This is a genomic window from Desulfurobacterium thermolithotrophum DSM 11699 (assembly GCF_000191045.1).
GTDB classification, from domain to species: domain Bacteria; phylum Aquificota; class Aquificia; order Desulfurobacteriales; family Desulfurobacteriaceae; genus Desulfurobacterium; species Desulfurobacterium thermolithotrophum.
In genome coordinates this window covers 439,916-457,157 of record NC_015185.1, presented here as the reverse complement: position 1 = coordinate 457,157, position 17,242 = coordinate 439,916, and the positions used below count along the sequence as shown (strand labels likewise).

Annotated in this window: 15 protein-coding genes; 3 read left to right on the top strand and 12 right to left on the bottom strand. The window is 34.5% G+C overall.

The window, feature by feature from the left end:
* Positions 1–108 precede the first annotated feature (108 nt).
* Genes DESTER_RS02320 through sdhA form a run of 8 tightly spaced genes read right to left on the bottom strand, consistent with a single transcriptional unit; the run spans position 109 to position 9,109 of the window.
* Complete coding sequence (locus DESTER_RS02320) at positions 109–402, bottom strand: ArsR/SmtB family transcription factor (RefSeq protein WP_013638064.1); 294 nt, start codon at positions 400–402, stop codon at positions 109–111.
* Positions 403–404: 2 nt separating this feature from the next.
* Complete coding sequence (locus tag DESTER_RS02315; RefSeq protein WP_013638063.1) at positions 405–1,307, bottom strand: Coenzyme F420 hydrogenase/dehydrogenase, beta subunit C-terminal domain; 903 nt, start codon at positions 1,305–1,307, stop codon at positions 405–407.
* 9 nt (positions 1,308–1,316) lie between these two features.
* Entirely contained in the window at positions 1,317–2,060 is a 744-nt protein-coding gene (locus DESTER_RS02310) for an NADH-quinone oxidoreductase subunit B family protein (protein ID WP_013638062.1), read from the bottom strand.
* An 18-nt stretch (positions 2,061–2,078) separates the two neighbouring features.
* Entirely contained in the window at positions 2,079–3,251 is a 1,173-nt protein-coding gene (locus DESTER_RS02305) for a nickel-dependent hydrogenase large subunit (protein WP_013638061.1), read from the bottom strand.
* Positions 3,235–5,505: a carbamoyltransferase HypF gene (gene hypF / locus DESTER_RS02300; RefSeq protein WP_013638060.1), complete on the bottom strand. Its 2,271-nt coding sequence runs from the start codon at positions 5,503–5,505 to the stop codon at positions 3,235–3,237. Before hypF ends, DESTER_RS02305 begins: the two co-directional genes overlap by 17 nt.
* A 38-nt stretch (positions 5,506–5,543) precedes the next feature.
* Positions 5,544–6,404 (bottom strand): CoB--CoM heterodisulfide reductase iron-sulfur subunit B family protein, encoded by an 861-nt coding sequence (locus DESTER_RS02295; RefSeq protein WP_013638059.1) that lies wholly within the window; start codon positions 6,402–6,404, stop codon positions 5,544–5,546.
* Entirely contained in the window at positions 6,404–7,369 is a 966-nt protein-coding gene (locus DESTER_RS02290; protein ID WP_013638058.1) for a succinate dehydrogenase/fumarate reductase iron-sulfur subunit, read from the bottom strand. The genes DESTER_RS02295 and DESTER_RS02290 overlap by 1 nt, the downstream gene beginning before the upstream one ends.
* 39 nt (positions 7,370–7,408) lie before the next feature.
* Positions 7,409–9,109, bottom strand: a complete 1,701-nt coding sequence (sdhA, locus tag DESTER_RS02285) for a succinate dehydrogenase flavoprotein subunit (protein ID WP_013638057.1) — start codon at positions 9,107–9,109, stop codon at positions 7,409–7,411.
* Positions 9,110–9,320: 211 nt separating this feature from the next.
* On the opposite strand from sdhA, the gene DESTER_RS02280 reads away from it, so the two are divergent.
* The 3 genes from DESTER_RS02280 to DESTER_RS02270 are packed head-to-tail and all read left to right on the top strand — an operon-like array spanning position 9,321 to position 13,008.
* Entirely contained in the window at positions 9,321–11,015 is a 1,695-nt protein-coding gene (locus DESTER_RS02280) for an FAD-binding protein (RefSeq protein ID WP_013638056.1), read from the top strand.
* A gap of 45 nt (positions 11,016–11,060) precedes the next feature.
* Complete coding sequence (locus tag DESTER_RS02275) at positions 11,061–12,140, top strand: succinate dehydrogenase/fumarate reductase iron-sulfur subunit (protein WP_013638055.1); 1,080 nt, start codon at positions 11,061–11,063, stop codon at positions 12,138–12,140.
* 19 nt (positions 12,141–12,159) lie between these two features.
* Entirely contained in the window at positions 12,160–13,008 is an 849-nt protein-coding gene (locus tag DESTER_RS02270) for a CoB--CoM heterodisulfide reductase iron-sulfur subunit B family protein (RefSeq protein WP_013638054.1), read from the top strand.
* A 2-nt stretch (positions 13,009–13,010) separates the two neighbouring features.
* Here DESTER_RS02270 and DESTER_RS02265 read toward each other — a convergent pair whose 3' ends face one another.
* From DESTER_RS02265 to DESTER_RS02250, 4 genes are all read right to left on the bottom strand, one after another.
* The gene (locus tag DESTER_RS02265) at positions 13,011–14,045 is read right to left on the bottom strand and encodes an SO_0444 family Cu/Zn efflux transporter (RefSeq protein WP_338009588.1); all 1,035 of its coding nucleotides are present in this window, start codon (positions 14,043–14,045) and stop codon (positions 13,011–13,013) included.
* A 120-nt stretch (positions 14,046–14,165) separates the two neighbouring features.
* Positions 14,166–14,834, bottom strand: coding sequence for a uracil-DNA glycosylase (locus tag DESTER_RS02260; RefSeq protein ID WP_013638052.1), 669 nt, complete (start codon positions 14,832–14,834; stop codon positions 14,166–14,168).
* Positions 14,827–15,639: a diaminopimelate epimerase gene (dapF, locus tag DESTER_RS02255; RefSeq protein WP_013638051.1), complete on the bottom strand. Its 813-nt coding sequence runs from the start codon at positions 15,637–15,639 to the stop codon at positions 14,827–14,829. Before dapF ends, DESTER_RS02260 begins: the two co-directional genes overlap by 8 nt.
* Entirely contained in the window at positions 15,639–17,237 is a 1,599-nt protein-coding gene (locus tag DESTER_RS02250; RefSeq protein WP_013638050.1) for an AMP-dependent synthetase/ligase, read from the bottom strand. The genes dapF and DESTER_RS02250 overlap by 1 nt, the downstream gene beginning before the upstream one ends.
* Between the last annotated feature and the right edge of the window lie 5 nt (positions 17,238–17,242).

Here is a 17,242-nt window from a genome sequence, read left to right as displayed (position 1 = left end):
AAACATCCCTCCCCTCTTTTAGTATTTACGCTCCTTTAATTTAGTGTTAACTAAACCTTTAAAGAATAAATAATTCTAACAAAATCAAACTCTAACTAAGAAATTGGTTTATACAAATTTGAGTAGAGTATCAATAATTTCTCTTACTTCTGGATTATCTAATTTATATAAAACTTTTGTCCCCTCTTTATGAAAAGATAAAATTCCTAACTCTTTCATTAAACCGACATGTTGTGAAACTTTTGGTTGAGAAATTTGGAGTTCCTTCATTAATTCTTTAACACAAAGTTCTTTGTCGTAAACTAGGAAAAGGATTGCTAACCTTTCAGGATGACCTAAAACCTTGAGAATTTCTGCTTTTCTAATAAGCTCACCTTTTGAGATTTCGCTAAGTAAAACCATACTTAGAATACCTCCTCTTCTATGTTAATTTCACTAATACTATTCCATATTCTATAGAATCTTCTAAACCTATTATTATTCCATTTTGGTACTGGAAGTCCCATATCTACTCTTTCAAGTATGTTATCTATATTTAAGATTACTTTCTTTCTAAGCAAATTCTCAAGATATTTAACATCATTATAATTAAGAAATTTGAATTGGAGTTTTTGAGAAAAAGCTTTTTGAACTATAGAAAGAGTTCGCCACCCTCTTTCACTTCTAATTATGAAGATGGCTCTTCTTTTATCTTCGAGAGGAACGTAAGTTATATCTGAACCTCGGGCTGAAAGGTTGAGACAGTATTTACATGCACTATTAACGTAATGATGGTGTGTTTCCATATCAACCTTTATCTTTGTACCTTCAACTGTTTCTAGAATAAATCCCTCTTCTGCTACATAACTTCTTCTAACTTTACTCTTTTTTTGAGCAATGTCAAGTACTTCATACTTTAAACTTTCTTCTGTAGCTACTCCTAAACAAAGAATTCCAATTTTTAAGGCAATGGCTGTTTTAACCCAGTTGCATCCAATACCGTAGTATTGAGTCTTATTAAGACCATCCAAGATACAAGATGGAGCAACAACAGCAATCTTTTTTAGTTGATACTTTTGAATGGCTTTCTTTAGGAGAGAAATTTGTCCTCCATTAAAAGAAATATAAGATAATTCTAGATTATCAGAATTTACAAATAATTTAGGTCTTATACCAGTTTCATCTTGAGTTGTACCTATTATTCCATCTATCAGCTCTTTTTCTAACATCTTTTTCAAAACAAAATGAAGAGGATTTTCTTCTTTACAGTAAATTTCAAAAATACCCTTGAATTTTCCAAAAAGAAACTGCTTATCCAACCTTATCATGATGCTCCTCTAACTATAAACTGGTTGAGGATATGGTTTAAAACTCTGTGGACACGCAGCTAGACACGAGCCACAGTGCACACAGAGCTCAGGATTAAAGGTAGGTTTATTATATTGAAAGTTAAATCCCATAGCTTGAGAAGAACAAGCAGTAACGCATGTTCCACATCCAGTACATAACCCTTTGTTAATTATTTCTTTAACTATGTCGTAGCCTGAAGCATCTTTAGAATTTGCCATAAACTCAAAAGGTTGAAGAAAATCATCATTAACTTCTAGCAAAGCTATCATAAAGTTATAAAGTAAAGAAGGATTTGGAGGACAACCAGGAATAGCATATTTAATTTTTGGTCTTAAGAGTTCAACTTCTGTTAGAGGAATAAAAGACTGATGAGATGGTTGTGGTGCTTGGTTGCCAATACTTAACCTTCTTACACCTCCAAATGAAGCACATCCACCAACAGTAACTATTATGTTTGCTTTTTCAGCAAGTTCTTTTGCTAAATTTAAGTGTCTTTTATCTTCTATACAGAGAGCTCCCTCAACAAAGGCAATATGAAGTTTTGGAATCTCTCTTTTTTTTGTTAACCAACTAGAATAAGCAAGTTCTACTGTATCAAGAATTTCTACAAGATCTTCAAACATATCTAAAAAAGCTACTTGACATCCTGAGCAGCTTGAAAAGTGAAAAAAACCAATTTTGATTTTTATATCGGAACTATCAAAATCAAAGTTATCGCCAAAGAAGAACATCTTTACCTCTATAAGTCTTTAGTGCGCAGCACAAACCGTACATGGATCGTAAGCTCTAACTACTATTTCAACCTTAGATACAGGTATTCCTTCTAAAGCTTTTGAAATTACCATAAAATTAAACTCTGTAGGTACTATAATCTTATAATATACTATTCTTCCTCTTTTGTCCAATTTGACAATATGAATATTTGTTCCTCTTGGTGCCTCATGAACTCCAACTCCAGGTATTTCTCCATCTGAGGTAGGAAATGTTCTGTTCCACATTTCTACTTCAAATGAACGACTGGAAAGAATTTCTTCAATTCGTTCTATTGCTTCTACTGATTCTAATGCTCGTAAAATGTGGAGCTCTTTAACTCCTCCAATAGGTTTATAGTTATCAAAAAGAACTTTTCTAGCTCTTGGACCTGTTTCAACTATTTTTCCATCAACATATGGAAAAATATTGGTAATTTCTCTTTTAAGAGATGTGTGAAACAATTCTTGAGGATATTTAAATTCTATCTTACTTTTATCTATTGACTTTCCATAGAACTTATCTGTAGCAAAAAACGGTAAATCGTGTTTTCCAAAATCTTCTTCTAAATTTTCCTTTTGCCAAAATTTATCAATATTTTCCTTAAATTCCTCAAAAACCTGCTTTAAAAGTGGCTTAACTTCCTGACAAGATGCAAGAATTTTCTCCCTTACAAAATCTTCTAAAGGTTCAGAAATTCCTCCAACTTTTATATTAGGTGCATGAATGATTTCTCCTCCTATAGATTCAAGCACTTCTCCTGTAAATTTTCTAATTCTTTGAACTTTCCGTATAAAAGCAAATCTCTCTTCTCTCTTAGGAAAAATATCTTCAGAAATAACTATTTGATGAAGAAGATTATTGTAAATTCTTACCGCAAGACCTAACACTTCTCGAAGAAGTTCTGCTTCCAAAGGAACATCAATTCCAGCAGCAGATTCAACAGCTCTTGCAGAAGCTATGGAATGTGTTATCTGACAAAGCCCACAAACTCTTGAAGTAATTACAGGAGCAATAACAGCTTCTTTATCTAAAAGTAAGGTTTCAAAACCTCTAATTGGGACAAGAGCATAGTAATATCCCTTTTTAACTATTCCATTTACAACATCAAGATAAAGACCTGAATGTCCTTCAGTAAGAGGAATACCTTCCAACTTAATAATTTTTCTCAAACAAACCTCCGTAAACAGCTTGTCCTAAGGAAATTCCTCCATCATTTGGTGGGACCAACTGGTGAAGAAGAACTCTAAAGTTTTCCTTTTCTAATCTCTTTGTGAGACTTTCTGTTAAAATTTTATTTTGGAAAACACCACCAGAGAAAGCTACTATATTAATTCCAAATTTTTCTCTTAAAGATAAGGATACTTGTAATCCTATTTCAACGATGGTGTTGTGAAATTTTTTTGCAATACAGGAAATAGATACTCCTTTTTTTAAATCTTTAATGGTTTGTGTAATTACAGGTTTCCAATCTATTTCCTTGTTTAAAATATCAAATTGATAGTACTCTTTTTCTTGAGAATTTAAAGCAATCTGTTCTAAAAGAATTGCTGCTTGTGCATGGTAAGAGACAACATTTCTTATTCCGAGAATAGCAGCCACTCCATCAAAAAGTCTTCCCATACTTGATGTAGTAGCTGTGTTTATTTCCTTTTCTATCATTTGTCTTATAAATCTTATTTTCCTTTTTTCTACCTTTTTAAGAATGGTTTCGGGATCTATTCCTGCTTCTAATAGTAAAGAAACTGCTACTCTGTAAGGTTCCTTAACTGCTTTGTCTCCTCCTGGAAGTTTAAAGGTCTTTAAGTGAAAAGCTCTTTCAAACTTAGTATACTCTGCAATTAAGAATTCTCCCCCCCATATAGTGCCGTCTTTCCCGTATCCTGTTCCATCAAAGGCAAGACCAATAACTTTTTCTTTTAAAGGAACTTCATTTTCAGCCATTACAGAAATTATGTGAGCATGGTGATGATAAACTTTTACTAATTTTTCTTTAAATCTTTTCTCTCCAAACTTTGTAGAGTAATAAAATGGATGGCGATCACAAACAACAACTTGAGGTTCAACCTCGAATAAACTTAACATATCTTTTATGACTTCTTCAAAAAAACGTTCAGCTTTTGGGTTATCTATGTCTCCTATATGCTGAGAGATATAGACTTTGTTTCCTTTTGCAACTGCTATTGTATTTTTCATATGAACACCGAGAGCAAGAACTGGTCTTTTTAATTCAAATGGCAAAATAACAGGAAGAGGCGCAAAACCTCTTGAACGTCTTATTGGAATTTGTCTTCCTGCCATTATTCGGACAACTGAATCATCGCATCGTCTTGCAATACGCCTGTTATGAATTAAAGCAGCATCTGCTATTTTACCTATGATACTAATAGCTTCTTCGTTTTCTTTTATTATTGGTTCATCAGTTAGATTAGCACTTGTAGCAACTATAGGCTTTCCAAAGTCTTTAAGAATTATATGGTGAAGCGGAGTATATGGAAGAAACGCGCCAATAGTTTTGTTTTCAGGAGATATAGAATAGGCTAAATCTGTATTTTCTTTCTTTTCTAAAATTACAATTGGCGATTCTACAGACTTTAAGGCTCTTTTCTCTAAGGAAGATATATAAGCATACTTTTTTGTCGTTTCAAAATCTGGAAACATGACAGCAAAAGGTTTTTCCTCTCTTTGTTTTCTTTTTCTAAGTTCCTTTACTGCTTTTTCGTTTGTAGCATCACAGATAAGATGAAATCCTCCAAGACCTTTTAAAGCTATTATTTTTCCTTTTTCTAAATACTCAATAGTTAACCTTATGGCATCTTCTTTTTCAGCAATTTTTTCTTTTTTTTCATTAACAAAAGTAACATAAGGACCACAAATCGGACAGGCATTAGGCTGAGCATGAAAGCGCCTGTTTGAAGGATCTTCGTATTCTCTTTTGCAAAGATTACACATTTTAAATTCTTTCATTGTAGTATTTGGTCGATCATAAGGGAGCCTTTCGATGATTGTGAATCGAGGACCACAATTTGTACAGTTTATGAATGGATATCTATACCTACGGTCATTTAAATTAAAGAGCTCTCTTAAACAATCTTCACAAGTAGCAAGGTCTGGAAGGACGGAAACTTGAATTTTTCCACTTTTTTCACTTTTCCTAATTTCAAAGGATAAATAGTGCTTTTTAGGAAGGAACTTGTATTCAAGACTATATATCTTTGATATAGGAGGTTTTTCTTCTTGAAGTCTTAGAAGAAATTCTTCTAATTTTTCTTTTTCTCCTTCTACTTCAATTACAACACCAGATTCTGAGTTTAAGACGTAACCTTTTAGACCAAGTTCTGTTGCAAGTCTATAAACGAAGGGACGAAAGCCAACGCCTTGAACAACACCAGTAATACGAATTTTTAGATTTGCAATTTTTTCCATTTTTTAAAAATATATCCTCCCAAACGGGAGGAAAAGTCCTAAATACAGTTAACAGGAACAATGTTTCTATGAATACCCAATTTCTTTGGTTCTATTCCAAGAGCAAGTCCTACAAGCTGAGGTAGATGAAGAACGGGCATTTGGAAATTTTCTCCTAGTGTTTTGAGAGCTCTACCTTGGTTTGCGTCAAGATTCATGTGACAAAGAGGACATGGAGTTACTATACAGTCTGCATCCATACTCTTAGCATCTTTAAGATTTAAGCCTGTTAATTTCATTGAGAGTTCAGGAACTGGCCAAAAAGCGTGGAAACCACAACATTCAAGTCTTCTCTTACCGCTTACAGGAGTTGCTCCAAGAGCTCTTATTATCTTTTCAAGAGATTGAGGATTTTCTGAGTTTTCATAGCCAATTATATCTTTGGGTCTTATAGTATGACAGCCATAGTATGGATAAACTTTTATATTAGAGAGAGGATTAGTAACTTTCTCTCTTAAACCTTCTTCTCCAAACTCTTCTAAAAGAACCCAATGAAAGTGCTTAACATCTACATTTCCTTTATACTCGAGTCCTGCTTCTCCTAAAATTTCATTTATCTCTTTCTTTAAATCATCATCGTTATCAAGAAGATGTTTTACTTTTCTTAAAACTAAAAGACATGTACTACAAACGGTAACAATATCTCTTCCTGCTTTTTCTGCATAAGCAAGGTTTCTTGCATTTACAGCTATTTCAAGAACGTCCTTTACTTCTTCAAGAACTCCTGCACCACAGCAACTAAATTCAGGAAGTTCGACCATGTCAAGACCCAATCTATCTGAAACAGCTACAGTTGACTCATAAAGCTCTTTTGAAGCACCCTTTGCTGCACATCCAGGATAAAAAGCATACTTTCCCATCACTCAACCTCCATGGCTACTTTCATCACTTTAAGGAGTGTTTCGTGCTCCTTGATAGGTTTCATAAACGGTGAATGAGCTCTTCCCTTGAGAATTAACTTGATACCAAGAGACAAATTCTCAATTACTCCTTTTAATCCTTTAGCTCTTAAAGGTAGCAATACCTCGTTAAGCATTCCAGAATCAAGAAGTGACTTATAAAATGCCATCACGTGTCTTGCTCCAGGATTGTCTTTGAGGCCTACTTCAATAGAAAGCCCTCTCAACTTTAAAATTCCATCAACCGGAGCTATGTGTTTTGGACAAACATCTGCACATTTATTACATCTTACACAATTCCACATGTCAAAAGCATAACCAACCTTTGCTCTTTCTTTCTTAAGAGAATCTCTTGGGTCAACTGCAAATCTATAAACTCTCGCAAAGGGGAAAGGTCCTCCGTAATTACTGTTTATTCTTACTATTCCACACATAGAATAGCAACTTGTACATAGTATACAGTCTGTGAACTTATCAAACTTTTTAAGCTCCCGCGGATATACTTTACTTTCCTCATCAAGTGTTTCTGGAACAACTTCAGGATCAGGAATGAGATAAGGATTCATCTTCTCCATTCTTTCAAAAGCGCTGTCCCAATTAACTATTAAATCTCTTATGACTTCCATATTATCCAAAGGTTCAATGATAAGAGTATCGGTATTGTAGATTTCTAATTCATTAAAAACCTGTGTTTTACAGGCAAGCTTTGGATATCCATTTATTTTTACAGAACAGGAGCCACAAATTGCACTCCTGCAAAATGCTCTAAATGACAAAGTCGGATCAATGTTATCCTTTATATACTGAAGAGCCTCAAGTATTGTCATTCCTTTTGGAACATCTATTGTGTAATCTTCGTAGTAAGGTTTTTCATCTTTCTTTGGATTGAAACGTCTTATTTTAAAAGTCACCTTTTTAGTTTCCATTTCTCTCCTCCGTCTGCTTTTCACTCATTACTTCTCACTTTAATACTTTCTCTCTTCAGGTTGGAACTTAGTAATCTTCACAGGTTTCCAGCTTATCTTCAGTTCTCCATCATCTCCTTTCTCAATTATTGAGTGTTTTAAAAAGTTTTCGTCATCTCTTTGTGGATAATCTATTCTTGAGTGAGCACCTCTACTTTCTTTTCTTTCTAGAGCTCCTAAAACTATAGTTTCAGCTACTTCAACCATGTTAAGAAACTCAATAGTCTGTTGAAGATTTGTATTAAATAGCATTTCTCTATCGTAAACTTTTATATGCTTTGCTCTTTCTTTAATTTCTCTAACCTTTTCAAGAGCTTCTTTCATTTTCTTTTCTTCTCTAAATATTCCAACTCCATAGCTCATAATATCGCTTAGTTCATTTCTGAGCTCTACAAGTTTTTCTTTACCATCTGCTTCAAATAATGCTTTTATGTTTTCTTCTTCTTTCTTAACTGCAGATTCATCAAAAGGAACAAAGCTATTTTCAGAAACATAATTAATAGCGTCTTCTCCAGCAAGTTTACCGAAAACAACTATGTCTAAAAGAGAATTTCCACCAAGTCTATTAGCACCGTGAACAGAAACACAACCACATTCACCAGCAGCGTAAAGCCCTTTAATCTTTGTTCTTCCGTAAATATCTGTGTCTATTCCACCCATAGAATAATGAGCAGTTGGCCTTATTGGAATAGGTTCTTCTATTGGATCAATACCTTCAAAATCAATAGCCAACTCTCGAATTTGAGGTAGTCTTTCTAAAATCTTCTTTCTGCCAAGATGTCTAAGATCAAGATAAACAAACTCGTTCCCTTCACTGTCTTTAAATCCTCTTCCTTCCATTATCTCTGTTTCTATTGCTCGAGATACTAGATCTCTTGGAGCTAACTCCATCTTTTCTGGAGCATACCTTTCCATAAAACGCTCACCTTTATTGTTTATAAGGTATCCTCCTTCTCCTCTTGCACCTTCTGTTACAAGAATCCCTGTTCTTCTAAGGCCTGTAGGATGGAATTGAACAAATTCCATGTCCTTAAGAGGAACTCCAGCTCTTAGAGCCATTGCAGGACCGTCACCTGTATTTCCAATAGCATTTGAAGTTCTTTTCCAATAGATTCTTGCATGACCGCCTGTAGCAAGAATTACAGCTTTTGCTCTAATTCCATGAATTTCTCCAGTTTTTAAGTCAATGGCAACAATACCAGCAATCCTTTCACCATTATGAACTAAGGAAAGAGCAAACCATTCGTTAAGAAAAGTTACATTATTCTTTATGCATTGTTCATAAAGTGTTTGTAGCATTACGTGTCCTGTCTTATCTGCAGCATAACAAGTTCTTGGGAAGGATGCTCCTCCAAAAGGTCTTTGAGCAATCTTACCGTTTTGAAGTCTTGAAAAAGGTAAACCCATATGTTCCATCTCTCTGATTATTTTGGGAGCAATTCCACACATTACTTCTACAGCATCTTGATCTGCTAAAAAGTCACTTCCTTTCACAGTATCGTAAGCGTGTTTTTCAGGGCTATCTGGAGCAACATTACCTAATGCGGCATTAACTCCTCCCTGGGCTGCACCTGTATGTGAACGAGTTGGAAAAACCTTTGAAACAACAGCTACTTTTAAACCTTTCCTTTTACTTGTTTCAAGAGCGGCATATAGACCTGCTCCTCCTGCTCCAACAATGATTATGTCGTACTGAAGCATTACTCCTCCTACATTAACTGATTATTTAAAGTGATTTTACTTTATTTTATAAAAACACGAAACTAAAGCCATTAAGAAAACAATAAACATTAAATAATAGTTAATTAATGTTAATTGTGTAAAAGAATTGTAACAAAGTTGTTAAAATTTTCTAAAATGTAAAAGGTTCTCAATAAAAGTAGTTAAGTCTAGGTATTCAAGGAGGTTATTTATGCTTGAGTTTGACATAATCATTGTTGGCGGCGGTGGTGCGGGTCTTTATGCTGCACTGTGGGCTGCTGAAAATACAATATTGAAAGTAGCAGTAATGACAAAGGTCTATCCAACTCGTTCTCACACAGGAGCGGCTGAAGGAGGAATAAACGCAGTCCTTACTCACTCTGTAGGAGATAGTAAAGAAGCTCATGCTTATGATACTGCAAAGGGAAGTGATTTCTTAGCTGACCAAGATGCCATTGACATAATGTGCAAGATGGGAGCAGCTGTTATTTATGATCTTGCTCATAGAGGAGTACCCTTTTCGCGAAGACCGGATGGAAGAATAGCACAAAGGCCTTTTGGAGGAGCGTCTTTCCCAAGAACATGCTATGCTGCAGATAAAACAGGCTTTTACATACTACAAACACTTTATGAACAGTGTCTAAAAAATAACGTTACCTTTCTCAATGAATGGTTTCTCCTTTCTATCATCCACAATGGTGAAAGAGTAGAAGGTCTTACAGCTTGGGATATAAGAAATGGAGGAGTACACCTTATAAAAGCTAAAGCGGTAATTCTTGCTACAGGCGGTCATGCAAGAATCTACTGGAAAAGAACTTCAAATGCTCTTGGAAATACAGGAGATGGATCAGCTGCTGTATTAAGGGCGGGTTTACCTCTTAAAGATATGGAATTTATTCAGTTTCATCCTACAGGTCTTGCAAAGACTGGAATTCTTGTAACAGAAGGTGCAAGAGGAGAAGGTGGATTTTTAAGAAATTGTAATGGCGAAAGATTTATGAAAAGGTATGCACCGGAAAAGATGGAACTTGCGCCAAGAGATATTGTTGCACGGGCCATTCAAACAGAAATTGACGAAGGAAGAGGTTGTGGTCCTAACGGAGATTACGTTTGTCTTGATCTTACACATCTTGGAGAAGAAAAGATAAACGAAAGATTACCTCAAACAAGAGAACACGCAATTCTTTATGAAGGTGTTGATCCGGTAGAAGAGCTTATTCCTGTTGCTCCTACCGCACACTATTCAATGGGAGGGATAGACACAAATAAATACGGAGAAACACCAATAAAAGGACTTTATGCTGCTGGAGAGTGTGCTTGTGTTTCTGTTCATGGTGCTAATAGACTTGGTGGAAACTCTCTTTTAGATATTTTAGTTTTTGGAAGGCTTACTGCTTTAAAAGCAGTTGAGTATGCTGACGACGCTTCTGATACAAATCCTTCTCTTGCAAAGCAAAAAGATGATGAAAGAAGAATTCTCGGACTTATGGAAGCTAGTGGGAAAGAAAATATGGCAGATTTAAGGAAAGAACTCGGAAATGTCATGATGAAGCACTTTGGAGTATTCCGAGAAGAATCTTTAATGAAGGAAGGTCTTGAAAAGCTTAAAGAAATTAAAGAAAGAGCAAAATATGTAAAAGTTTATGACACAAGTAAAAGGTTTAACACTGATTTAATTTCAGTTCTTGAGTTTTTAAATCTTGTTGAGCTTTCAATTCCAATTGCAATTCCTGCTATTGAAAGAAGAGAAAGCCGTGGTGCTCACGCAAGAAAAGATTATCCAAAAAGAGATGACAAAAACTTTCTAAAACACTCAATAATAACTTTAAAAGAAGATGGAGATTACAAGCTAAGCTGGAAACCTGTAGTCATTAAAAAGTTTCCTCCAGAAGAAAGGAAATATTAGATGTGAAAACAAAAGGTAATTAATGAAAAGCGTATGGAGGAAAAAATGAAAACAGTTATTCTTAAAATTTTTAGGTTTAATCCTGAAAAAGATGAAACTCCATACTATCAGGATTATGAAGTTCCTGTTGAAGGAACGCTTCTTAATGCTTTTCTTTACATAAAAGAAAATCTTGATTCAACCTTGTCGTTTAGAGCTTTCTGTAGAAGCGAAGTTTGTGGTTCTTGTTCTGTAAGAGTAAATGGAAAGACAAAGCTTGCCTGTAAAACTCCTATGAAAGAATTGGTTAAGACTTGGAATGGAAAACCTTTAAGGATAGATCCTTTAAATCATTTAAAGATTATTAGAGATTTAGTAGTTGATATAGATGAACCTATAGAAAAAATGAGAACGCTCATTCCTTGGCTTGTTCCTGATCCACGAGTCGTTCCTTCAGATCCAAGACGTGAAAGCATTATCTATCCTGAAGAGATGGAAGCTTATAAAGACCAAATTCACTGTATGCTTTGTTTTTCCTGTTATTCAACTTGTGAAGCTATAAAAGATAATGAAAGGTATAGGGGACCTTTTGCTTTCTCACGAGCCTATAGATTCCAAGTAGATAGAGGAGACATTGAGACTGCAAAAGAAAAGAGAATCAGGTATTCAATTTCAGGAGGACTTTGGAGCTGTGTTCAATGCCAAAAGTGTTTACATGTTTGTCCAAAGGGTGTGAAACCGGCGGAAGATATTCAGCACTTAAGAGGTCAAGCTGTTAGAAAAGGATTTGTAGATAAACCTGGAGCTAAAAAACTAAAGCATTACGTTGACTGGATTTATGCAACAGGACAGATAAACAGACTCTACCTTCCAGAAGAAGTTTACGAAAACCAAGAGACAAGAAAGAAACTTACAAAGCTTTATGAATCAATGGGAATCGAAGTCTGGGAAGTTCCAAAGCCTGTAAAGGGTCTTTTAAGGTTTAGAGACTTTTACCTTGAGATTCTTTCAAAAGAAGACAAAGCTATGGAACTTGATTTTTCTCACATTAGAAGAATTGATAAGAAAGTAAGTGACTTCTTTAAAGCTGACATTTGTACGGTTACTGATAAGGTTCAAAAAGATAAAAAAAGTAGTGAGTCTTAAAAAACTTGGGAGGCTACTAATGATAAAAATTGGATTTTATCAAGGCTGCTGTTTTCAGGGACAAGATGCCCATATGTTTGAGACTATGAAAAAAGTTTTTGAAACTATTGACGTTGAACTTAAGCTTCTTGAAGAAACTACCTGCTGTGGAGGAAATACCATAGATGAAGAAAATAGAAAACTTTCCTATGCTATAAATGCAAGAAACATCGCTCTTGCAGAAGAGAAAGGACTTGATATGCTTATTCCTTGTAATACATGCTACATGGTGATAGCAAAAGCTAAGAAGGCTCTTGATACAAACAAAAAGTTAAGAGAAGAAATAAATGATTTCCTTAAAGAAGAAGGACTAGAGTACAAAGGAAAATCAAAAATCTGGCACCTTTTAGATTTTTTTAGAGATGTTGTTGGCTATGAAAGAATAAGAAGAGCTGTTAAAAGACCTTTAAAAGGATGGAAAGTTGCTGCCTACTATGGTTGTCATGTTCTCTATCCGAAAGAAATTGCTGTAGATAATAGTGATAATCCTTCATCTCTTCAGGAAATATTAAGAGCTCTCGGTGCTGAAGTCATAGATGACTATGAAGAGAGGAACGCCTGCTGTGGCTATCACGCTTTCTTTACAGATAAATCCATGACTTTAAGGAAACTTAATAGACTACTAGGAAATATAAAGGAAACAGGAGCAGATATTATTGCTACTCCTTGTCCTCTTTGCTTTAAGTCCTTTGATATATACCAGTTACAAATGAATAAACCTCCAATGATTCCAGCTACTTTTTTGCCTGAGCTTATGGCTTACGCCTTTGGATTTGATAAGGAAAAGTCTGGACTTGGTCACCATCTTGTAAAGGTAGAAAAAGAATAATCTCAGCTCCCCATTTTTGGGGATTTCTCTCTTCTTATCTTCCATAGATTTATAGAAAGCAAGATTAGAAAAAATCCAGTGAATAAAACCTTTAGTGGATTAGAAACTTCTTCGAGATGGACTATTTCTTTTGCGTTAATTCCTTGAACCTCAAAAATTGAGTCAAGAAAAACTCCAAATAGGATACTTCCAATAACTACTGTTGCCAAATAAATAAAAAGGGTTCTTCTACCAAGAATTTTATCTACTACTCCTATTGTAACGGCATTAGTAGCTGGTCCTGCTGTCAAAAATACAAAGGCTGCTCCTACCGGTACTCCAGCAATAATTAAGGATGCAGCTATGGGAAGAGAGGAAGTAGCACATACATACATTGGAATAGCCACTGCTAAGACTAAGATATAACTGAAAAGAGCATTCTCCCTCAGGAAAGTTTCTAAATTCTGAGGTATAAAAGTTGTAATTAAACTACCTATGACTATACCCAAGAAAAGAGGTTTTGCAATGTCTTTAAACAATGTTTCAAATCCATATTTAAGAGCTCTCTTTAAAGAGAACGTTTTTCTTTCCTGAGATTTACTACTACAACAACAGTTAGTTTTTAAAAGCGTTTCTTCCTTATAGTGAAAATCACACAATTTACTACTACTACTACAGTTAGTTTTTAAAACTATTTCTTCCTTAGAGTCTTTACCATTGAAAATAATGCTTAACAATCCAGCAACTAAGGCTAGGATAAGAGAAGTAATAACTCTATACACTGTAAAGAAAAGACCGAATATCCCATAGGTTGCTAAAATAGAATCAATTCCAGTAATGGGTGTAGCCATAGTAAATGTTAACACTGCTCCCTTGTTTGCATCTTGCTTTCTTAAAGCTCCAATAAATGGAACTACGCTACAGGAACAAAGTGGTAACGGTATACCAAAAATTGTTGCTTTAATTAATGATCCAAAATTTCCTTTTCCGAGATGCTTTTTTATGAAATCCTCAGGCAACAATTCGTGTAAAATTCCAGCTATAAAAAATCCGATGATTATGTATACTGCTTATACTGCTATAGAGTTCGTAAAAAGAAAAATATTCACGAAAAATTCCTTTAAATAATTCACTCCGGCCTCTTCAATACTAATTTATGCACCTACGGATCCTCATCATTACTTAATAAATCCTGCAAGCCTCAGTGCCAACTCAAGATCTTTTTGAAATTCAGGTTCTCCTTTTCTATTTCTTAATAGATATGCTGGATGGAACGTAGGAATAACAACAATTTCTCCAAGCTTTTGTTCTTTCCCTCTTATCCTTGAAATTGGTGTTTTTTCAGGAAGATTTAAAATTGTTCTTGCAGCAAAAGCTCCAAGACAAAGAATAACTTTTGGTTTTATAATTTCAATCTGTTTTTCAAGAAATGGATAACAACTTTTGATTTCATCTTGAGCAGGATTTCTGTTTCCTGGAGGTCTACATTTAACAACATTAGTTATAAAAATTTTATCTCTTGAAATTCCATAAAGATTTAAAAATCTTGTTAAGAGTTGTCCAGCTCTTCCAACAAAAGGTCTTCCTTGAAGGTCTTCCTGCTCTCCTGGAGCTTCACCAATAAACATAAGATTAGTCGTTGTATCTCCTTCTCCAAAAACAACATTTGTTCTTGTTTTACAGAGTCTACACTTGCAGCAGTTTAATACTTCTTCTTTTAGTTTTTCTAACTCTTTTTGCAAAGAAGATTCTTCTTTCTTAACCATCAAGAGCTCTCCCTTAGGTAATCTAACTTCATCGTAACCTATAAGTTCTAAAAACTTTAAGAAACGCTTAATATCACTCATTAAGAACTTCCCTATTTAAGAAGCCATCGTAAACCCAAGTTGTAGCTCCTTCAAGGAAAACATCATTCATATTTTTGTCAAAGTAAACTTTCAGTCTTTCTCTGTTTTTAGTTACAACCTCGATGGGTGAATTCATTTTAAAAACTTTGCCTGAAATTAAAGCAGAAGCCACTGAGCCTGTTCCACAGGCAAGAGTTTCGTCCTCGACTCCTCTTTCATAAGTTCTAACAAAAATCTTATCAAGTTGCGCTTCTACAAAGTTAACGTTTGTTCCAGAAGGTTGAAAGAGTTCAGAAAACCTTATCTTTCTTCCTACTTCCCTGACATTTACATCTTCTATCCTATCAACAAAAACTACAAAGTGGGGAACTCCGGTATTTATGAAATGACCACTTACTCCTTCAACATTTAGGTTAAGTTTAAGGTCATGAGGCTTAGTCAGTTTAACCTTTACAGTACTTACATTAACTTCGGCTTCAATTATACCTGCAAGAGTTTCAAATTTCATTTTTTGTGGTGCTATACCTTTTTGAAAAGCAAACCTTGCCACACACCGAGCACCATTTCCACACATTTCAGCAGTTGAACCATCTGAATTAAAAAATTGCCATTTAAAGTCTGCAATCTCAGAGTTCTCTATAAGGATTAATCCATCTGCACCAACTCCAGTTTTTCTTTGACAGATTTTCTGAACAGCTTTTTTTATAGGTAAGTTGTCTATAAACTTTTCGAACCCTTTGTTTCTATTATCGATGATTACAAAATCATTCCCAGTTCCCTGAAGTTTTGAAAACCTTAACTCCATTACTCTACCTCTTTCCAAACTTGTGGAAGAAGAAATCTTCTAAGTTTTCCGATTCTTGTTCTTGGAAGCTCCCTATCTATAAGCTTAAACTCTTTTACCTTTTTGTAAGATTGAAAATGTTTTGTTCTCTTGTGAATTTCTTCCTTGATAAACTCCTTTATGTCTTTAAAGTTATTTATACCTTCTTCCATAAGAAGCTCAAAATCGGGTCTTATGAGAGCTTTTAAACCTCCATCCTGATAAAAAACTCCAACTTCCAAAATGTAAGGACTTTTCACGATTTCAATTTCTATATCTTCTGGATATACATTTTTACCATTGTCAAGAACAATAACCTCTTTTGCTCTTCCTGTTATGTGAATAAAACCTTCTTCATCTATAAAACCCAGATCTCCTGTATAAAACCAACCGTCCTTAATAACTATTTCTGTTTCCTTTGGCTTATTGTAGTAGCCTTTCATAACATTGGGACCTCTAACAATTATCTCTCCCCTTTCTGTCGTTTTTACTTCAACTTCATCTATTGGAGCTCCAGCAGTTCCTATCTTTTTTTTGCCTGGTCTGTTAACGGAAATTAAAGGAGAAGTTTCTGTTAATCCATATCCTTCCAAGATATTGAACCCAAAGGCTTCAAAATCTCTCCATACATCTTCGCTCAGCTTTGCACCACCACTAATCATAAACCTAAGATTTTTACCAATTCTATTGTGAATTTCCTTAAAAACCTTTCTTTCTATAGGTTTAGCATCCAACTTTCTAAAAAGCTTTAAAGCTGTTAAAACAACATGTCTTTTTATCTTCGGAAGTTTTTTAATTTCAACCATTATATTGTGATGAATTACTTGATAAAGTTTTGGCACTCCTATCAAAATAGTTACATTCTGCTCGTTTATAGTTGAAAGAATATCTGTGGGAGTAAGTTTTTCTATGAAGACAAGTACTAGCCCAAGAGTAGCTGGAAGAAGAGCAGTTGTCATAAGAGGATAAGTATGGTGAAATGGAAGAATCGCCACAAATCTATCTTTTTCATTAAGGATATTCAACTTTTCAACTGCTTTAATATTGTGATTTAGATTTTTAACAGTTAGCATTACTCCCTTGGGATTACCAGTAGTTCCTGAAGTGTAAAGAATAAATATGACATTCTCAATGTCTCTTTTTATGAATTGAATTTTTTCTTCTTTTTCTTGGAATTCTAGTTCATCTACATTTAGAATATTGATGTGATAGCCTATGTTTTTAATAGCTTCTTTTACTTTTTCAATATTTTGACTTGAAGTAATGACAACTTTTGGTTGGCAGTCTTTAAAAATGTTAAAGAGCTCTTCACTTGAGAGAAGATAGTCTACAGGAACAGCTATACCACCTTTAAAAAGAACTGCAAAAAGGCCACTTATCCATTCAGGCCTATTTTCCATAAAAATTGCGACTCTATCTTCTAATCCAATACTTTCTAATCCTTTTTGAATTGTAGAAATCTGTTTTTCAAAATCTTTATAACTTAAAGTAGTATACTTTCCTTTTTCTTTTTTTACAAAAAGCTCTTTCTCTGGAAACTCTTCAATATTTTCTAAAACTCTTTCAAGGAAAGTCTTCATGATTA